Source organism: Enterocloster lavalensis, from assembly GCF_046603895.1.
In the GTDB taxonomy this organism is placed as follows: domain Bacteria; phylum Bacillota; class Clostridia; order Lachnospirales; family Lachnospiraceae; genus Enterocloster; species Enterocloster lavalensis.
Window position 1 is genome coordinate 1,876,005 of record NZ_CP176637.1, and the last position, 13,912, is coordinate 1,889,916.

Consider the following 13,912-nt stretch of genomic DNA (forward strand, 5'->3'; position numbering starts at 1 on the left):
TTACATAAAATGTTGACAACTCTGTGGATAATGTGGATAACTACATGCCAAGCAGCTTTTCTCCCACTTTTACGATATCTCCGGCCCCCATAGTTATCAACAAATCGCCGTTCATACAATTTTCCAAAATAAATGTCTCAATCTCGTCAAAGGACGGGATAAAATGGACGGGCGTTCCCAATTCCTGGATTTTCCTGGCAATATCTGCGGAACTGACGCCCAATGTGTCCGTCTCACGGGCCGCGTAGATGTCGGCCAGAATCACCTCGTCCGCCGCGGCCAGCGTCTCGGCAAACTGGTCCAGAAACGCCTTGGTGCGGGTGTAGGTGTGGGGCTGGAACACGCACCACAGCTTGCGGTGGGGATAATTCTTAGCCGCGGCCAGAGTCGCCTTTATCTCCTGGGGATGATGGGCGTAATCGTCGATAATTGTCACGCCGCCGATCTCCCCCTTCTTCTCAAACCTGCGGTCCGTGCCGGAAAAATTCTTAAGTCCCGCCATGATCGCCTCAAAGCCCACGCCCAGCTCCATCACCACCGCGATGGCCGCCAGGGAATTGTAAACATTGTGCTCGCCCGTAACGCCCAGGGAAACGCGGTTCACCAGCTCCCCCTGCACGATCAGATCATACGACGGGCGGGCGAACTCATCGTATGTAATGTTCTGCGCGGTGTAATGACTGTCCGGGGACGATCCGAAGGTGACGATCCGGCATTTCAGGCCGTCCGTGATCTGCTGCAGATTCTCGATGTCGCTGTTGATCACCAGCAGGCCGTCCTGCGGAAGCTTCTGCGCAAAAAGGCGGAAGGAGTGCCGGATATCCTCCAGATCCTTGAAGAAATCCAGGTGATCCGCCTCGATATTCAGAACTACCTCCAGCGTGGGATAAAAGGACAAAAAGCTGTTGGTGTACTCGCAGGCCTCGGTGACAAACAGATCCGGGCTGCCCACGCGGATATTTCCGCCGATATCTTTTAAAATTCCGCCCACCGACACCGTGGGGTCCATGTCCCCGGCCAACAGCATTTCCGCAACCATGGAGGTGGTGGTGGTCTTGCCGTGGGTGCCGGAAATGGCGATGGACTGCTTGTAGTTGCGCATCATCTCGCCCAGAAACTCCGCCCTGGAAAGCATGGGAAGTCCCTTTTCCCTGGAGGCGATAAACTCAGGATTATCCTCATGGATGGCGGCCGTGTAAACCACCGCCTGGATCCCCGGCTCCTGCTCAATGTTGCCGGCCCGCTGTCCGTAATACACTCTGGCCCCCTTGGCCTCCAGCCGGTGGGTCAGCTCCGTCTCATGGGCATCCGATCCCGACACCGTAAATCCCTCGTCCAGCAGAATCTCCGCCAGACCGCTCATGCTGATGCCTCCAATTCCAATAAAATGCACATGCGACCGTTTGCTAAAATCTATCTGATACATCGTTCATTTCCTTTCCCTGCCCGGAAACCTCCATTTTAACAAAAACTGGAAGAATTCTTCCGCACATATAATTATAGTATGTTGTGTAAATCTCTTTTGACTGCCTCCCAAGGCACATCTACGCCTATTATACCAAAAACCCACGTAAATTCCACAAAAAAAACAGAGAAATTCCGTCCCTTGAATCCCCTGTCCCTGTCTGCTATACTCAATCATAATACAATACCGGCAGCCGGAGGCTGGCGATTGGAGCTGCGTTTCCCCGGTTATACCATGTCATCGGCATTTCCCAATTATACCCAACACCGCAAAGGAGGTCTTTCCATGAAACTGGAACTTTTCTTCGACTACATCTGTCCCTACTGCTACCGCGGCCACAGGATGTTCCTGGAACTGCTGCCCCTGTATCCGGGGCTGGAGGTGGTCTGGCGTCCCTGCGAGTCCCACCCGCGCCCGGAAAATACCTACCGGCACAGCGACATGGCCATCCAGGGCATGTATTACCTGGAGGAGTGCGGCGGCGATCTCTCCTCCTATCACCGGCTGGTGTACGAGGCCCACTTTGAAAAGGGCCTGGATATCTCCGACTGTTCCGTTCTCGCCGGGCTGGCCGCCCGCTGCGGCGCGGATTCCCAGGCCTTTACGGACGCGCTGGATCAAAACCGCTACGCCGGCAAGGTGGAGGAGGGCGACCGCTACGCCTGGGAAACCTTGCGGCTAAATGCCGTTCCCAGCTATCTGGCCGTCCCGGAAGGACCTGATTTAAAGGGCCGCGGCCCTATGATCGGTTCCCGCGACGGCATTCCGGTCACCAGAAGGGAACTGGAGCAGTTTTTGGCAAACCTGAAGTGATCTCTGCCATGACGGGCTGATTTGTGGCCGGAACGCAGGATTGTGGGTAAGTAATTCTGCGTTTTCGCACTATGCGGCCGATTTTCTCTGCAAGCAACGCCGCCGGTTTTCCGGGGAAATAATCCCCGCCCGGCGGCGCTGTCATTTTCTCATCTTCTTCTATCGCGTGTCCACTCCATTTTCCGTGTCCCACCATTCCAGGCACAGGTCGCGCCAGCGATTCCCAGTTTCTTCCAACTCCTTCAAGACCTGTTGATACTCCGTCTCCCCGTCCCACTGCGCGCCGGACCAAAAAACCTCGGATTCCATCCACCGGTTTTCCAGCGCCTGACGCCTCTGCTCCAGCTCTCCGAACCGCTCGCGCGCGGCCTCCATCTGCTCCGCTGTCAGCCGCAGCTTCCAGTCCCGGTAAGCCTCCTCGGTGGGAATCTCCCGCAGGCGGTGGCGCTCCGCCTTGGGAACAGCCCGAAGTCCCGCAATCAGCGCCTGTTCCTCGGCTGAAATCATAGCGGAGATATCCTGGCCGGACTCCTCCTTTTCCAGGCGCTCGATATAATGTTCGTAGCCAAAGGGATAATACATGGCGCTGTGGTTGTCGAAAATCAGCACCGCGTCCGCCACCTGCCGGATAAAATACCGGTCGTGGGACACGAACAGGATCGTGCCCCGGTAAGCCTGAAACGCGCTTTCCAGCGTCTCCTTGGCCCGGATGTCCATGTGGTTGGTGGGTTCGTCCAGAATCAGGAAATTGGGACGGCCCTGCAGCAGCTCCGCCAGCACCAGCCTGGCCTTCTCCCCGCCGGACAGGTCGCTGACCCGCTTTGACGCCTCCCGGCCGCCGAAGAGGTAGGCCCCCAGCGTGGAGCGCACCTCCTTCTCCGTCATCACCGGGAACAGGCGGTGGAAATGCTCCGCCACGGACAGCTCCGACTCAATCTCAGCGGCGCGCTGGTCAAAATATCCGATGGTGATGTTCACGCCCAGAGAAAAATCCCCTCCCACCGGCGGAATAAACCCCGCAATGGTCTTTAAAAACGTGGTCTTGCCCGCGCCGTTTGGCCCCAGAAGGCCGATTTTTTGGCCCCGGCGGATGCGCAGGCTTAACTCCAAAAGCTGCCGGTCATACCCCAGCTTTAAGTGCTCCGCCTCAAACACCCATTTGCTGCCGGGAATCAGGGGCGTGATATCCCCTGTAAAAAAGCCGCCTTCCTCCTCCGCAGGCTTTTCCACCCGCTCCATGCGCTCCATCTGCTTGCGCTTTGCCCTGGCAAACGCCGCCTTGGTTGGCTTGTGCTTAAAACGCTCCACCAGCTCCTCCAGCCGCTTAAATTCCTCCTGCTGGCGCTCGTAGGCCTTGGCCTGCAGCTTCCGGCGCTTGCGCTTTTCTTCCCGGTAGGCCGTGTAATTACCGGCGTAACGGGTCAGCTTCCGGTCCTCCAGCTCATAGATCACATCCGCCGTCCGGTCCAGAAAAAAGCGGTCATGGGACACCATGACCACGGCTCCGGGATAGCGCCTCATATACTGCTCCAGCCACCTCACCGTCTCCAGGTCCAGGTGGTTGGTCGGCTCGTCAAGCAGCAAAATGTCCGGTTTATCAAGCAGCAGGCGGATCAATGCGATTTTGGTCCGCTCCCCGCCGGAAAAACGGGACAGCCGCTTCAACCGGTCCTCCTTGCGAAAACCAAAGCCGGTGAACAGCGCCTCGTACTCCCGCTGGTACTCAAACCGTTCCCTGGAAAATGGATCCTGCTCCGGGCAGCCGGACAAAATCTCCTCCTCCACGGTCCTGTCGTCCCCGGAAAACGCCTGCTGGCGCAGCATGCCGATGGTCGCCTGCCTGGCCCGGACAATCCCCGGTCCCTGGCGGCGGTCGTCGCGGTCCAGGTCGATTTCCCCGGCGATCAGGCGCAGGAGCGTGGTCTTACCGGCTCCGTTTTTGCCCACCACCGCAATTTTTTCCGCACCGCGGACCTCAAAATCGATGTGAGATAAAATCACTTCCCCGCCGGCGCTCACGGTTCCGTCCGAAATCTGATACAACATACGTTAAATCCTTTCCTTTATCCCGGCCGCCGCTTTACGCCTCCGGTTTCTCCGGCTGGCAGACGGGACAGTAATACACGGACCCTCCCAGATAGGCGGCCTTCACAATGGGACCGCCGCAGACCGGACAGCCGGATTTCATGCCGTTTTTGGACATGATGGTGCGGTAACCGCCCGGCTGGCCGTAGATATCTTTCTCAGTGTCACGTCCACCCGCCGTCTCCATTTCCCCAAGCACGGACGTTACAGCCGCCAAAAGTCCGGCCTTCTCGTCCCCGCTCAGAGATTCCAGCCTGCGCCTGGGATGAATGTTAGCCCGAAACAGAATGTCCTGCAACACGCCGTTTCCGATGCCGGGGAAACGCTGTTCCGTAGCCAGAAACGCCTTGGCGGTGAGCTTTGGCCCCGCTTCCCCCAGGGCTTTTTCATAGCGGGCCGAAAATGCCTGGGAGAGCGGCGGTTCTGCGGCCCTGCTCTTCACATAGTATTCGTCCCCGTAGCTTCCGTCATGCAGATAGATCCCGCCGTACATGGCCACGGTGAAGGCCAGGGCGGTCCCGTCATCCAGGCGGATCAACAGCTGACAGGCGGCCGGGGGCTTCTCCCCGCCGGTCAGGCGCACATTTACGCCGTCGTTAAAGCAGAGCCGCATGCCATTGTCAAACACCAGCTCCACAAATATTCCAAACCCTTCCGCCGCCGTAATCCTGCTCCCTTTAAGCTGCGCCTCGTAGCCGGCGGGGTCCCCGTTAAACCAGCAGAATTTGTGGGGCTTCATGGGCGGCAAAACCGCCGTCACCATTTTCCCCGCCGTCTCCTTCTGAAGCTGGCGGGATATCACTGCGATCTCCGGATATTCCAGCATAATATTCCCCTCCTTTGTTGTAGAAAGCCGCCGCATCGCGTGCCTTTCTGTTTCCCTCATTATACGGGAATTTCCGGGGCGTTTCAACGACAACTTGCCGGACGGCCGAGGGGTATTAAAAAGGAGAATTCCACATATCGGGAACTCTCCTTTTTTCATTTGTCCGGTTTTCAATCCCAGGTCAGCGCGCTGCCTGGGGCGTATGTCTGAAAATGATACCTTTGTAGCGGTCCAGAGCCGCCAGCAGGGTGTTCCCCAGCACGCCCACTGCCAGGATCTCGCCGATTCCCACGGTTCCGATCATATAGATGATCAAATCCGGCGCGCCGTAGGCATAGCGCAGCACCCAGGGAACGATCAGGGTGTTGGCAATGATGGGGGGCAGGCACACCAGCCATTTGTGGCGGCGCAGATGCCAGGACCCCACGGCCCCGATGAGGGTGGCCAGGCTTCCGAACACCACATCCAGCATGGCCGAACCGCAGAACAGGTTGGACAGCAGGCAGCCGATGAACAGCCCTGGCACCGCGGCCGGCGTGAAGAAGGGCAGGACGCACAGCGCCTCCGAAATCCGAAACTGCACAGGGCCAAAGCTGATGGGCGCGAATATCATGGTCAGCGCCACATAGATGGCCGCGATGGCGGCTCCGTGGACAATCAGGTACACATTTTTGTTGCTCTCTCTCATATTCAGTTTTCTCCTTTAGTTTTGTTTTAGGTGTGGAAGGTCTCGAACACACCGGTCGTTTTGTGAGATTCCCTGTACTACCAAGGGGATTCACGGCCTTATTGCGGACATATGTCTCCTGCAGATCGAAACTTGAACCAGCCTTCTATCCGCCTGCATATGAACCGGTATAGTATAGCATTAAGAAGGGGATTTATCAAGAGGAACATTCCCGCAACAGCGCCAGCGTGAGGGGGATAAAGATTCCGGCGGCAAATCCCGGCGCATTTTTTACAGAAAGATCGTTTTGTCTCCATTTTTATAAGAAATTATATGCTATACTTATCTCAAACTGAGGTGAAAATAAATGCGGATCAACCGTTTTTTATAAAGGAGGCCATGCATATGAAAAGCAGATGGAAAATCCTTATCGTGTTCCTGCTTTTGGCTTTAGCGGGATTCGGCAGCCAAATTTACATACGAAATATGAGTATTCGTTCAGGCAGTGAAGTCTCAGACATAACGATCGAAAGGCAGCTGCAGGTGATGTTAGACAGCTATGAATGGGGTTGTCCGCCATCCGGCAATATCTGCCGCATGTTTACTGTGACTGACCTGGATCAGAACGGAAGATTGGAGTTGATTATTTCCCGTCTTGAGGGATCGGGGCAATATACATACAGCGATTACTATGAGGTAAATAAGGAGCTGGACAAATTGACGCCCTGTGAATGGCTGGATCGGACATTTGAATCAGAAGCCGATATAATGGTAAGCAGCGTTCCGGTATATTATGATTCAAATAATAAGATGTATTATTATATTTTTCATGACCGCATTCCGGACGGAATCCATTACGCTTCCGAAAACAAACGGGCGATTTCTTTAGCAAACGGAAAACTCTCGGAGCGTATCCTCTCATACAAAAATACCTATGATGAAGACATATCCGATTCATTTGCGATCATTACCTGTGAAGATGCAGACGGTAACGAGATTGACGAGCAGGCCTATGACCGGCTTGAAGAAACGATATTTGCGGACTTTCACAAAAGAGAGGCCTATTTTTCCTGGTTTGATTTGAATGATACGAATCGCGGTAATTTGAGCGACAATGAAATTGCTGATATCCTGCGGGAAGCTTATGAGGGATTTTCAGTTCAATAATTGTGCGAGATTATTCAAAAGCTCCCAATCATTAAAATGGACAACAGAGGGAATGGGCCATCGCCCCCCTAAGGCGACAGCCCACTTCCTCCTTCTCTCAATCCCGCCAAAACTCTGCCAGCTCGCTGTGCTTCAACACTTCCCGCAGTTCCTCCTGATCCACGGCCTCCCGCAGGGCCGCCGCCATGCCGGAATCGCGGATCAGGGCGGACAGGCGCTGGAGCACATTCAGGTGCTTTTCGCTGTCGGTAAACGCAAGCACAAATACGATTTCCACCGGGATTTCCGCCTCGCAGTCCTCCATGTTCACAAAGCGGACCGGCCGCTCCAGGGTCATGATCAGCATCACCGGTTTTCTCACGAATCCCGGTTCCGCATGGGGAATTGCCACGCAGGTGTCTCCGAAGCAGATTCCCGTGGGGAACATATTTTCCCGCTCGAGCAGCGCCTGGAAAAATCCGTCCGTCACGTATCCCGCCTGTTTTAAGTGATCGGCCGCCAGCCTCAGGACCTCGTCCCGTGAACCGGCCCTCACTCTGCACATCACGGAATCCGCGGCGATTAACTCCCCTTTTACTGTTGCACTCATAGAACTCTCCTTACTTTCTGGTCGCCGTCATAAAGCGGTATTTCCTGTCCGCGGACTTTTCTCTGGTGATACAATACCATCCTACCACCCTCATCGTAGAGGGGATCTCTCGGCAGCGCCGGAAAATGGCACAGCCCGATCAGCGCCTTATCCGTCCCAAGCATATCCTGAATCCAATTTCCCATATCCGATCACACCTTTCTCATTATTCAAACGACGATTCTTTCTTTTTTAGTATTAGCGCCATATAAACAGCCAATTTTTGCAACGGTTTGTCAGTTTTTGGTAAATAGCAAAGAGGCAGCAGCCGGAAAATCAATAATCAAAATCTAAATTGGGCTGTCTTATGGAATGATATCGATAAATTTGTGACGTAATAAAGTAAATTTATAAAAAACTGGAATATGTGCAAAAAAATATCACCCCAAGAGTTGCTGTAAAAAAATATGCATAATATTATCTATTTTATTTTAAAATAATAGTGCATATTGTACATCAAAATACGAACCATTCAAGAATATGTTTTAAAAACGTCAAATTGAAATTCACAAAATACATTTATTTTGTAAAAATTGACATATATTCAAGTTTTTGTTAGACTACTGATAGTAAAAAGAAGAGCCGTTCAAATAACTTATACAAAAAATTCATTTTGTACGCATTTTATCTCGTATTACCTCGGAGAAACAACGTCAATTATGGAGGAAAAATTTATGAACAATCGCTATGCAATCGGCATCGATTTTGGAACCCTCTCTGCCAGAGCCGTTCTGGTGGACGTAGGAAGTGGTGAAGAAAAGGGAACCGCGATCTTCGCATATCAGGATGCAGTGATCGACCGGATGTTGCCGAACTGTGATGTGGATCTCCCGGCAGACTTTGCGTTACAAAATCCTGCAGATTACAAAGAAGCAACCGAGGCTTTGCTGAAAGATTTATGCAGCAATTCAGACATTGATCCCCACAATATCATTTCAATCGGAATTGATTTTACTGCTTGCACCGTGCTTCCGGTAGACGAAGCGATCAGGCCACTTTGCTATCAGGAGAAATTCCGGGAAAATCCTCACAGCTGGCCAAAGCTTTGGAAACACCACGGCGCCCAGCGCGAGGCGGACGCAATTAATGAAACGGCACGCAGGAATGGATGGGATTTTATTCAACGCTACGGCGGTACATCATCCAGTGAATGGTTTTTCGCCAAACTAATGGAAATCTATTATAAAGCTCCGGAAATTTATAACGCTACTTATAAATTTGTGGAGGCTGGCGACTGGGTGGTATGGCTGCTGACAGGAGAACTGACAACCAGTACCTGTATGGCTGGATTTAAGGCATTTTGGAATGAAGAAGACGGATATCCTCCCTCACAGTTTTTCGAAGAAATTGACACTGGACTGAAAGGAATTACAGATAAAGCAATATCTGATGTGAGAACAGTTGGCACGAAGGCGGGGGGACTTACGGATGAGATGGCAGCCCTGACTGGAATGAAGCCTGGCACCAGCGTTGCAGTCTCCCTGATCGATGCCCACTCGGCAACCCCCGTAGTGGGAGCCGTAGAAGGCGATTCCATGATCATGGCGATGGGAACCTCTCTCTGCCATATCCTGGTAAGCCGGGAAGAAGTTTTCATGGAAGGTATCAGCGGAGTTGTGAAAGACGGTGTAATTCCGGGTTATTACGGATATGAAGCGGGGCAGGCTGCTGTGGGCGATATTTATGAATGGTTTGTGAGTCATCTGGCCTCTGCGGAGTGTTTCGACGAGGCAGCAAACGCAAACATTAATCCTCTGGCGGTCATGGATCGAAGGGCGGCTGGTCTAAAGGTCGGTGAAAGCGGCCTGGTTGCATTAGACTGGTGGAACGGCAATCGTTCCATGCTCAACAATGCCAATCTGTCCGGCGTAATTACGGGGATGACGCTCGGCACACGTTCCGAGGAGATTTACAGGGCATTGGTCGAGGCGACAGCTTTTGGAACCAGGGAAATTGTAGAGAGTATGGAAAAGCAGGGGGTTCCGATACGGAATATTTACGCTTGCGGTGGGTTATCCCGAAAAAGTGAATTTGTGTTGCAGACCTTTGCGGATGTATTGGGACGAAAAATCATTGTCAGCGGTGTGGTTCAGACTACCGCCTATGGAGCCGCTATGTATGGAATGGTCGCCGCCGGCAGTAAAAAGGGTGGATATGACGATATAAAAACGGCAATGGAGCATTTAGTTAAGAAGCCGTACAGAGTATATATTCCATCTATGGACAATCATCAGATCTATAACAAACTGTTTGCTGCCTATCAAAAGCTAATCCAGTTTTTCGGGCAAGACCATAAAGACATTATGCAGGGTTTGAAACAGCTGAAGGCAAACAGCTTATAGATTCACGGAACCATTCAAACGAAAGGAGAAATGAGTGATGGCGGAACATTCCACAGGAATTTCAAAAGGAGAAGTCGTAATTGAGGCAGTGGATATTGTTAAAAATTACGGCCACCTACAGGCGCTAAAGGGGGCCTCTCTGAAGGTTTATGCCGGAGAAATCACGGCTCTTCTGGGGGATAACGGAGCCGGAAAATCCACACTGACCAACATTATCTGCGGTGCACTTCCCAAAACATCCGGCCGTATTATCTGCAGAGGAAAAGAAATTGAAGTACAAAGTATACAACACGCCGCACGACTGGGCATACAGATGGTTTACCAGGACCTGGCTCTCGCCCCTGATCTGAATGTTCCCAATAATATATTTCTTGGTCGTGAGATCATCAAAGATTCAATATTCGGCCGGCTGTTTAAGCTTTTGGATATGAAGAAAATGACTGAGATCAGCAAAAATCATCTTGCGGAGCTGGGAATTGGATTGAAATCGCTTTCTGTACCGGTGAAAAGTCTTTCAGGCGGCGAACGTCAAGCTTTAGCAGTTGCAAAGGCAGTCGCCTGGTGCGAATCTGTATTAATCATGGACGAGCCCACCGCCGCACTCGGCGCCAGGCAGCAGGCGCTTGTGTATTCAACCATGCGGGCCGCGGCGCAAAAAAATCTGGGAGTCCTGGTTATTTCCCATGATATCCCCAAGATGCTGGAGGTGGCAGACCGTATCTGCATTATGCGTCAGGGTGTCGTTATTGCGGATCTGATGGCCAGTGAGACAAACCTGCAGGCGGTTCTGTCTCTGATGCTCACAGGTCGGGCAGCCTAAACAGAAGGAGGACTAGGAATGAAGAATGAAGTTAGACCTGAACAGAAAAAAGGCGATGACAAATCAGTTGATGAGATTCTCCTAAGCAAAGGAGTTTCCAGCACGGCGCAGAAGGACAAGACACCGCTTCAGGTGTTTATGGGCTCCTCAATGGCATTTGTAATTGCAATGGAAGCGCTGCTCATCATCATATTTGGCTCTGTATCAGCCCCAGGGACCTTTATGACGGTCAGCAATATTATGAGTATTCTGATGAATTCTGCACAGATGATAATTCTGGCAGTTGGACTGACTTTTGTTATTAGCAGCGGATACTTCGATCTGTCGGTTGGCATGAATCTGATTCTCTGCTCTGTTGTGGGGGCCAAGGTGTTTAAGATCGTTGCGGGAAGTCCGGCACAGATTAGCAGCGGACAGTATCCCAATATGGTTGCGGGTATTCTGGCGGGCGCACTGGCCGCAATTATAATCGGCATGATCGGCGGAGCGCTTAACGCCTTTACCACATCAAAATTGCAGCTAGTGCCGTTTATCGCCACCTTAGCCAGCATGTATATTCTACAGGGAATTGCAATGGTAATCTGTAACGGAGCTCAGGAAAAGCTGTTGCCTCGGGTATTTCAGACATATTTTGGTCATGCCAAGTTATTCGGCATAGTGCCCTACCAGGTCATCGCGGCGGTTTTGGTCGGCCTGCTCCTCCATTTTATTATGAAATACACTCGATTTGGCCTCCATGTCCGGGCCATGGGATCAAACCGTGAATCAGCCCGAAGGGCTGGAATTAACATTAATCTAAATACCTTTAAAATTTACATGATGATGGGAGCTCTCGCAGGGGTGGCAGGTCTGTTTGACGTTTCGCGTTTTGCAACCACAAACCCGTCGGGGCATACCACGGACGGTATGATGGCAATTATGGCCGTAGTCATGGGAGGCACCAGCATGAAAGGCGGGATTGCTTCGGTCAGCGGCACCATGCTGGCAGTTTTGATCCCTGTTACTCTGCAGATTGGAATGATTGTTTTAGGGATCAATTCATTCTATCAGCTGATCGCGATTGGGTTCTTCCTGATAATTGCAGTGTACATGGATTATGTGCGCAATATGCGGCCTGGTAAATGACGGAACTAATGTCAACATTCAAAAAGGAGGTTTTTATGAGAAAGATGAAGCAGTGGCTATCCCTCGCGTTGGTTGTTTTAGTAGCCGCTTCTATGGCGGCCTGCAACCAGGCACCTCAGGGAGGCGAAAGTGCGGCAGCGCCCCCCCAGGAGACGACTTCTAAAACGGAGATGACTTCTAAACCGGAGACAGCTGCCCCGGAAACGGACAACGCTGTAACGTCCGCGGATGAGACGCTCAATATTGCGGCAGTGGCGGCTGAGGTGGGAATCCCCTATTTTACGACAATGCAGTGGGGAGCTCTGGATGCAGCTAAGGATTATAACGTGGAACTTTATTGGACCGGTCCCGCGGAGTGGGATTTCAGTAAACAGCAGACATTTATTGATGGAGTGATCTCCACCAATCCAGATGCGCTGATGTTGGTACCTACCGACAATGCAGCTCTTGTCACATATGTAGACCAATGGATGAAGGATGGGATTCCTGTGATTTGTACGGATCTGATTCTGGCGGAACATGTGGATCTGGTGGGATACAGTTCTGATCCATATTCAGGCGGAGCGGAGGCAGCAAAGCAATTTTACAGTCAGAACGGGGACGGCGGCATATATCTTCCGGTTGGAACAAATCCGGGGGCTTATGGAGCCAACCTGAGAGTTCAGGGATTTGTAGAGACGATAAAAGCTCTGGATTCTCAATGTACCGTGCTGGATACGGTTTATCCTGGTAATGATGCCAACAAGGCGGCTCAACTGGTTTCGGCAGCTTTAACCGGTAATCCCGGCATGACAGGGGTATTTGTGGCAACCTCAGCACCTGCATCCGGAGCGGCTTCAGCAATCATTGAAGCGGGTAAAAGTGGATTGGTCAAAATTGCAGCTTTTGATGCGGATCCTCAGCAGGTTTTAGACTTAAAAGCCGGAACCTACGATGTACTGATTGCCCAGGATCCCTACCAGATGGGATATGATGCAATCGCTAATCTGGCAAAATACTGCCGCGGGGAGCTGACAAAAGAAGACTTCAAGGACGCCGCGGTCTACTATGAAATGAAAGCGCTGACACGTGAAAATATCGATGACGAAAGCAATGCGCGGTTTAAATATATCGCGGAATTATCAGATGTGGGTTATTAAATAATAAAAAGGGCTTATAAGCCTGAAAAATAGGAGGAAAGTAATATGGCAATTAAAATTCTTTATGTAGGCGACACACAGGTTAATGTGCAGACCTCAATCAAGGGCATCGACAGCTGGACGTTTACATATTACAGCGATTCTGCCCGTTACCTGAGAAATGCATTGAATGCGGCAGAGGACATCGAATGCGTTCACATTCCATCCATGAATTGTATTGAGCAGATGCCCTCCACCCTGGAGGAGATGCAGCAATATGACGCAATCCTGGTCAGCGACGTAGGTTACAATAATATCGTTTTCCAGCCTGGAAATGTGCAGCCCTTCAAAGTGCCGATGGGACCTGACCGTGTTGGCGCTCTCTGTGAGTATGTGCAGCAGGGCGGTGGTTTTATGATGATCGGTGGCTGGCTTTCCTTTGCAGGAATTCAGGGCAAAGGAATGTACGGAGACACAAAAATCGAAGAGCTTCTTCCGGTAACATGCATGCCCAGAGGTGCGGATGACCGAATGGAGATCACCCAGGGCTATACGCTGGAGCTGGATGATCCGGAACATCCGATTGTGAAGGGTATCGACTGGGAAAGCCCCTATATGTTCCTTGGCTATAACAAGGTTTATCTGAAAGAGGACGCTCATCTGGTAGCTTCCTACAATGGGGATGTGCAGATCGCCACACGACAGGTAGGAAAGGGCCGCTCCTGCGTATTTACTTCCGACGTTGGACCTCACTGGGCCGGGAATTTCCTGGATCACCCGGATTATGCAAAATTCTGGCAGCAGATCACGCGTTGGACAGCAGGTGCCTCTAACTAATCACTTTTTCGGGGAACAC

The 13,912-nt window shown here is 51.7% G+C and carries 13 protein-coding genes; 7 read left to right on the forward strand and 6 right to left on the reverse strand.

Features of this window, described 5'->3' with window-relative positions; genetic code table 11:
• Nucleotides 1–40: 40 nt before the first annotated feature.
• Complete coding sequence (murC, locus tag ACK2JC_RS08190) at nucleotides 41–1,426, reverse strand: UDP-N-acetylmuramate--L-alanine ligase (RefSeq protein ID WP_320938316.1); 1,386 nt, start codon at nucleotides 1,424–1,426, stop codon at nucleotides 41–43.
• 324 nt (nucleotides 1,427–1,750) lie between these two features.
• On the opposite strand from murC, the gene ACK2JC_RS08195 reads away from it, so the two are divergent.
• Entirely contained in the window at nucleotides 1,751–2,278 is a 528-nt protein-coding gene (locus ACK2JC_RS08195; protein ID WP_320938317.1) for a DsbA family protein, read from the forward strand.
• Between the two features lie 159 nt (nucleotides 2,279–2,437).
• Here the strand turns inward: ACK2JC_RS08195 and ACK2JC_RS08200 are convergent, their stop codons facing one another.
• The 3 genes from ACK2JC_RS08200 to ACK2JC_RS08210 all read right to left on the reverse strand — a co-directional run bounded on the left by ACK2JC_RS08200 (nucleotide 2,438) and on the right by ACK2JC_RS08210 (nucleotide 5,877).
• The gene (locus ACK2JC_RS08200) at nucleotides 2,438–4,324 is read right to left on the reverse strand and encodes an ABC-F family ATP-binding cassette domain-containing protein (RefSeq protein ID WP_368271307.1); all 1,887 of its coding nucleotides are present in this window, start codon (nucleotides 4,322–4,324) and stop codon (nucleotides 2,438–2,440) included.
• Between the two features lie 34 nt (nucleotides 4,325–4,358).
• Complete coding sequence (locus ACK2JC_RS08205) at nucleotides 4,359–5,189, reverse strand: DNA-formamidopyrimidine glycosylase family protein (protein WP_320938319.1); 831 nt, start codon at nucleotides 5,187–5,189, stop codon at nucleotides 4,359–4,361.
• Between the two features lie 181 nt (nucleotides 5,190–5,370).
• Nucleotides 5,371–5,877 carry a QueT transporter family protein gene (locus ACK2JC_RS08210; RefSeq protein WP_092366652.1) on the reverse strand — a complete coding sequence of 169 codons (507 nt, stop codon included), beginning with the start codon at nucleotides 5,875–5,877 and terminating at the stop codon, nucleotides 5,371–5,373.
• Nucleotides 5,878–6,261: 384 nt separating this feature from the next.
• Here ACK2JC_RS08210 and ACK2JC_RS08215 point away from each other — a divergent pair, with 384 nt between their 5' ends.
• Nucleotides 6,262–7,023: a hypothetical protein gene (locus ACK2JC_RS08215; RefSeq protein WP_320938320.1), complete on the forward strand. Its 762-nt coding sequence runs from the start codon at nucleotides 6,262–6,264 to the stop codon at nucleotides 7,021–7,023.
• Nucleotides 7,024–7,120: 97 nt separating this feature from the next.
• On the opposite strand, the gene ACK2JC_RS08220 is transcribed toward ACK2JC_RS08215, so the two are convergent.
• Together ACK2JC_RS08220 and ACK2JC_RS08225 are read right to left on the reverse strand one after the other, a co-directional pair.
• Nucleotides 7,121–7,612, reverse strand: a complete 492-nt coding sequence (locus ACK2JC_RS08220; protein ID WP_320938321.1) for a PTS sugar transporter subunit IIA — start codon at nucleotides 7,610–7,612, stop codon at nucleotides 7,121–7,123.
• Nucleotides 7,609–7,797 (reverse strand): hypothetical protein, encoded by a 189-nt coding sequence (locus ACK2JC_RS08225; RefSeq protein ID WP_320938322.1) that lies wholly within the window; start codon nucleotides 7,795–7,797, stop codon nucleotides 7,609–7,611. Before ACK2JC_RS08225 ends, ACK2JC_RS08220 begins: the two co-directional genes overlap by 4 nt.
• Nucleotides 7,798–8,325: 528 nt before the next feature.
• Here ACK2JC_RS08225 and ACK2JC_RS08230 point away from each other — a divergent pair.
• The 5 genes from ACK2JC_RS08230 to ACK2JC_RS08250 are packed head-to-tail and all read left to right on the forward strand — an operon-like array spanning nucleotide 8,326 to nucleotide 13,893.
• The gene (locus ACK2JC_RS08230) at nucleotides 8,326–9,993 is read left to right on the forward strand and encodes a ribulokinase (protein WP_368271306.1); all 1,668 of its coding nucleotides are present in this window, start codon (nucleotides 8,326–8,328) and stop codon (nucleotides 9,991–9,993) included.
• Nucleotides 9,994–10,030: 37 nt separating this feature from the next.
• A complete protein-coding gene (locus ACK2JC_RS08235; RefSeq protein WP_320938324.1) occupies nucleotides 10,031–10,813 on the forward strand; it encodes an ATP-binding cassette domain-containing protein in 783 nt (260 codons plus the stop codon).
• Nucleotides 10,814–10,831: 18 nt separating this feature from the next.
• Nucleotides 10,832–11,938 carry an ABC transporter permease gene (locus tag ACK2JC_RS08240; RefSeq protein ID WP_320938325.1) on the forward strand — a complete coding sequence of 369 codons (1,107 nt, stop codon included), beginning with the start codon at nucleotides 10,832–10,834 and terminating at the stop codon, nucleotides 11,936–11,938.
• Between the two features lie 35 nt (nucleotides 11,939–11,973).
• A complete protein-coding gene (locus ACK2JC_RS08245) occupies nucleotides 11,974–13,077 on the forward strand; it encodes a substrate-binding domain-containing protein (RefSeq protein ID WP_320938326.1) in 1,104 nt (367 codons plus the stop codon).
• A 45-nt stretch (nucleotides 13,078–13,122) separates the two neighbouring features.
• Nucleotides 13,123–13,893 (forward strand): glutamine amidotransferase, encoded by a 771-nt coding sequence (locus tag ACK2JC_RS08250; RefSeq protein WP_320938327.1) that lies wholly within the window; start codon nucleotides 13,123–13,125, stop codon nucleotides 13,891–13,893.
• The last annotated feature ends 19 nt before the right edge of the window (nucleotides 13,894–13,912 follow it).

Coding starts and splice junctions, on each gene's coding strand:
- murC (WP_320938316.1), bottom strand. CDS start 1,426: ATGTATCAGATAGATTTTAGCAAACGGTCGCATGTGCATTTTATTGGA.
- ACK2JC_RS08195 (WP_320938317.1), top strand. CDS start 1,751: ATGAAACTGGAACTTTTCTTCGACTACATCTGTCCCTACTGCTACCGC.
- ACK2JC_RS08200 (WP_368271307.1), bottom strand. CDS start 4,324: ATGTTGTATCAGATTTCGGACGGAACCGTGAGCGCCGGCGGGGAAGTG.
- ACK2JC_RS08205 (WP_320938319.1), bottom strand. CDS start 5,189: ATGCTGGAATATCCGGAGATCGCAGTGATATCCCGCCAGCTTCAGAAG.
- ACK2JC_RS08210 (WP_092366652.1), bottom strand. CDS start 5,877: ATGAGAGAGAGCAACAAAAATGTGTACCTGATTGTCCACGGAGCCGCC.
- ACK2JC_RS08215 (WP_320938320.1), top strand. CDS start 6,262: ATGAAAAGCAGATGGAAAATCCTTATCGTGTTCCTGCTTTTGGCTTTA.
- ACK2JC_RS08220 (WP_320938321.1), bottom strand. CDS start 7,612: ATGAGTGCAACAGTAAAAGGGGAGTTAATCGCCGCGGATTCCGTGATG.
- ACK2JC_RS08225 (WP_320938322.1), bottom strand. CDS start 7,797: ATGGGAAATTGGATTCAGGATATGCTTGGGACGGATAAGGCGCTGATC.
- ACK2JC_RS08230 (WP_368271306.1), top strand. CDS start 8,326: ATGAACAATCGCTATGCAATCGGCATCGATTTTGGAACCCTCTCTGCC.
- ACK2JC_RS08235 (WP_320938324.1), top strand. CDS start 10,031: ATGGCGGAACATTCCACAGGAATTTCAAAAGGAGAAGTCGTAATTGAG.
- ACK2JC_RS08240 (WP_320938325.1), top strand. CDS start 10,832: ATGAAGAATGAAGTTAGACCTGAACAGAAAAAAGGCGATGACAAATCA.
- ACK2JC_RS08245 (WP_320938326.1), top strand. CDS start 11,974: ATGAGAAAGATGAAGCAGTGGCTATCCCTCGCGTTGGTTGTTTTAGTA.
- ACK2JC_RS08250 (WP_320938327.1), top strand. CDS start 13,123: ATGGCAATTAAAATTCTTTATGTAGGCGACACACAGGTTAATGTGCAG.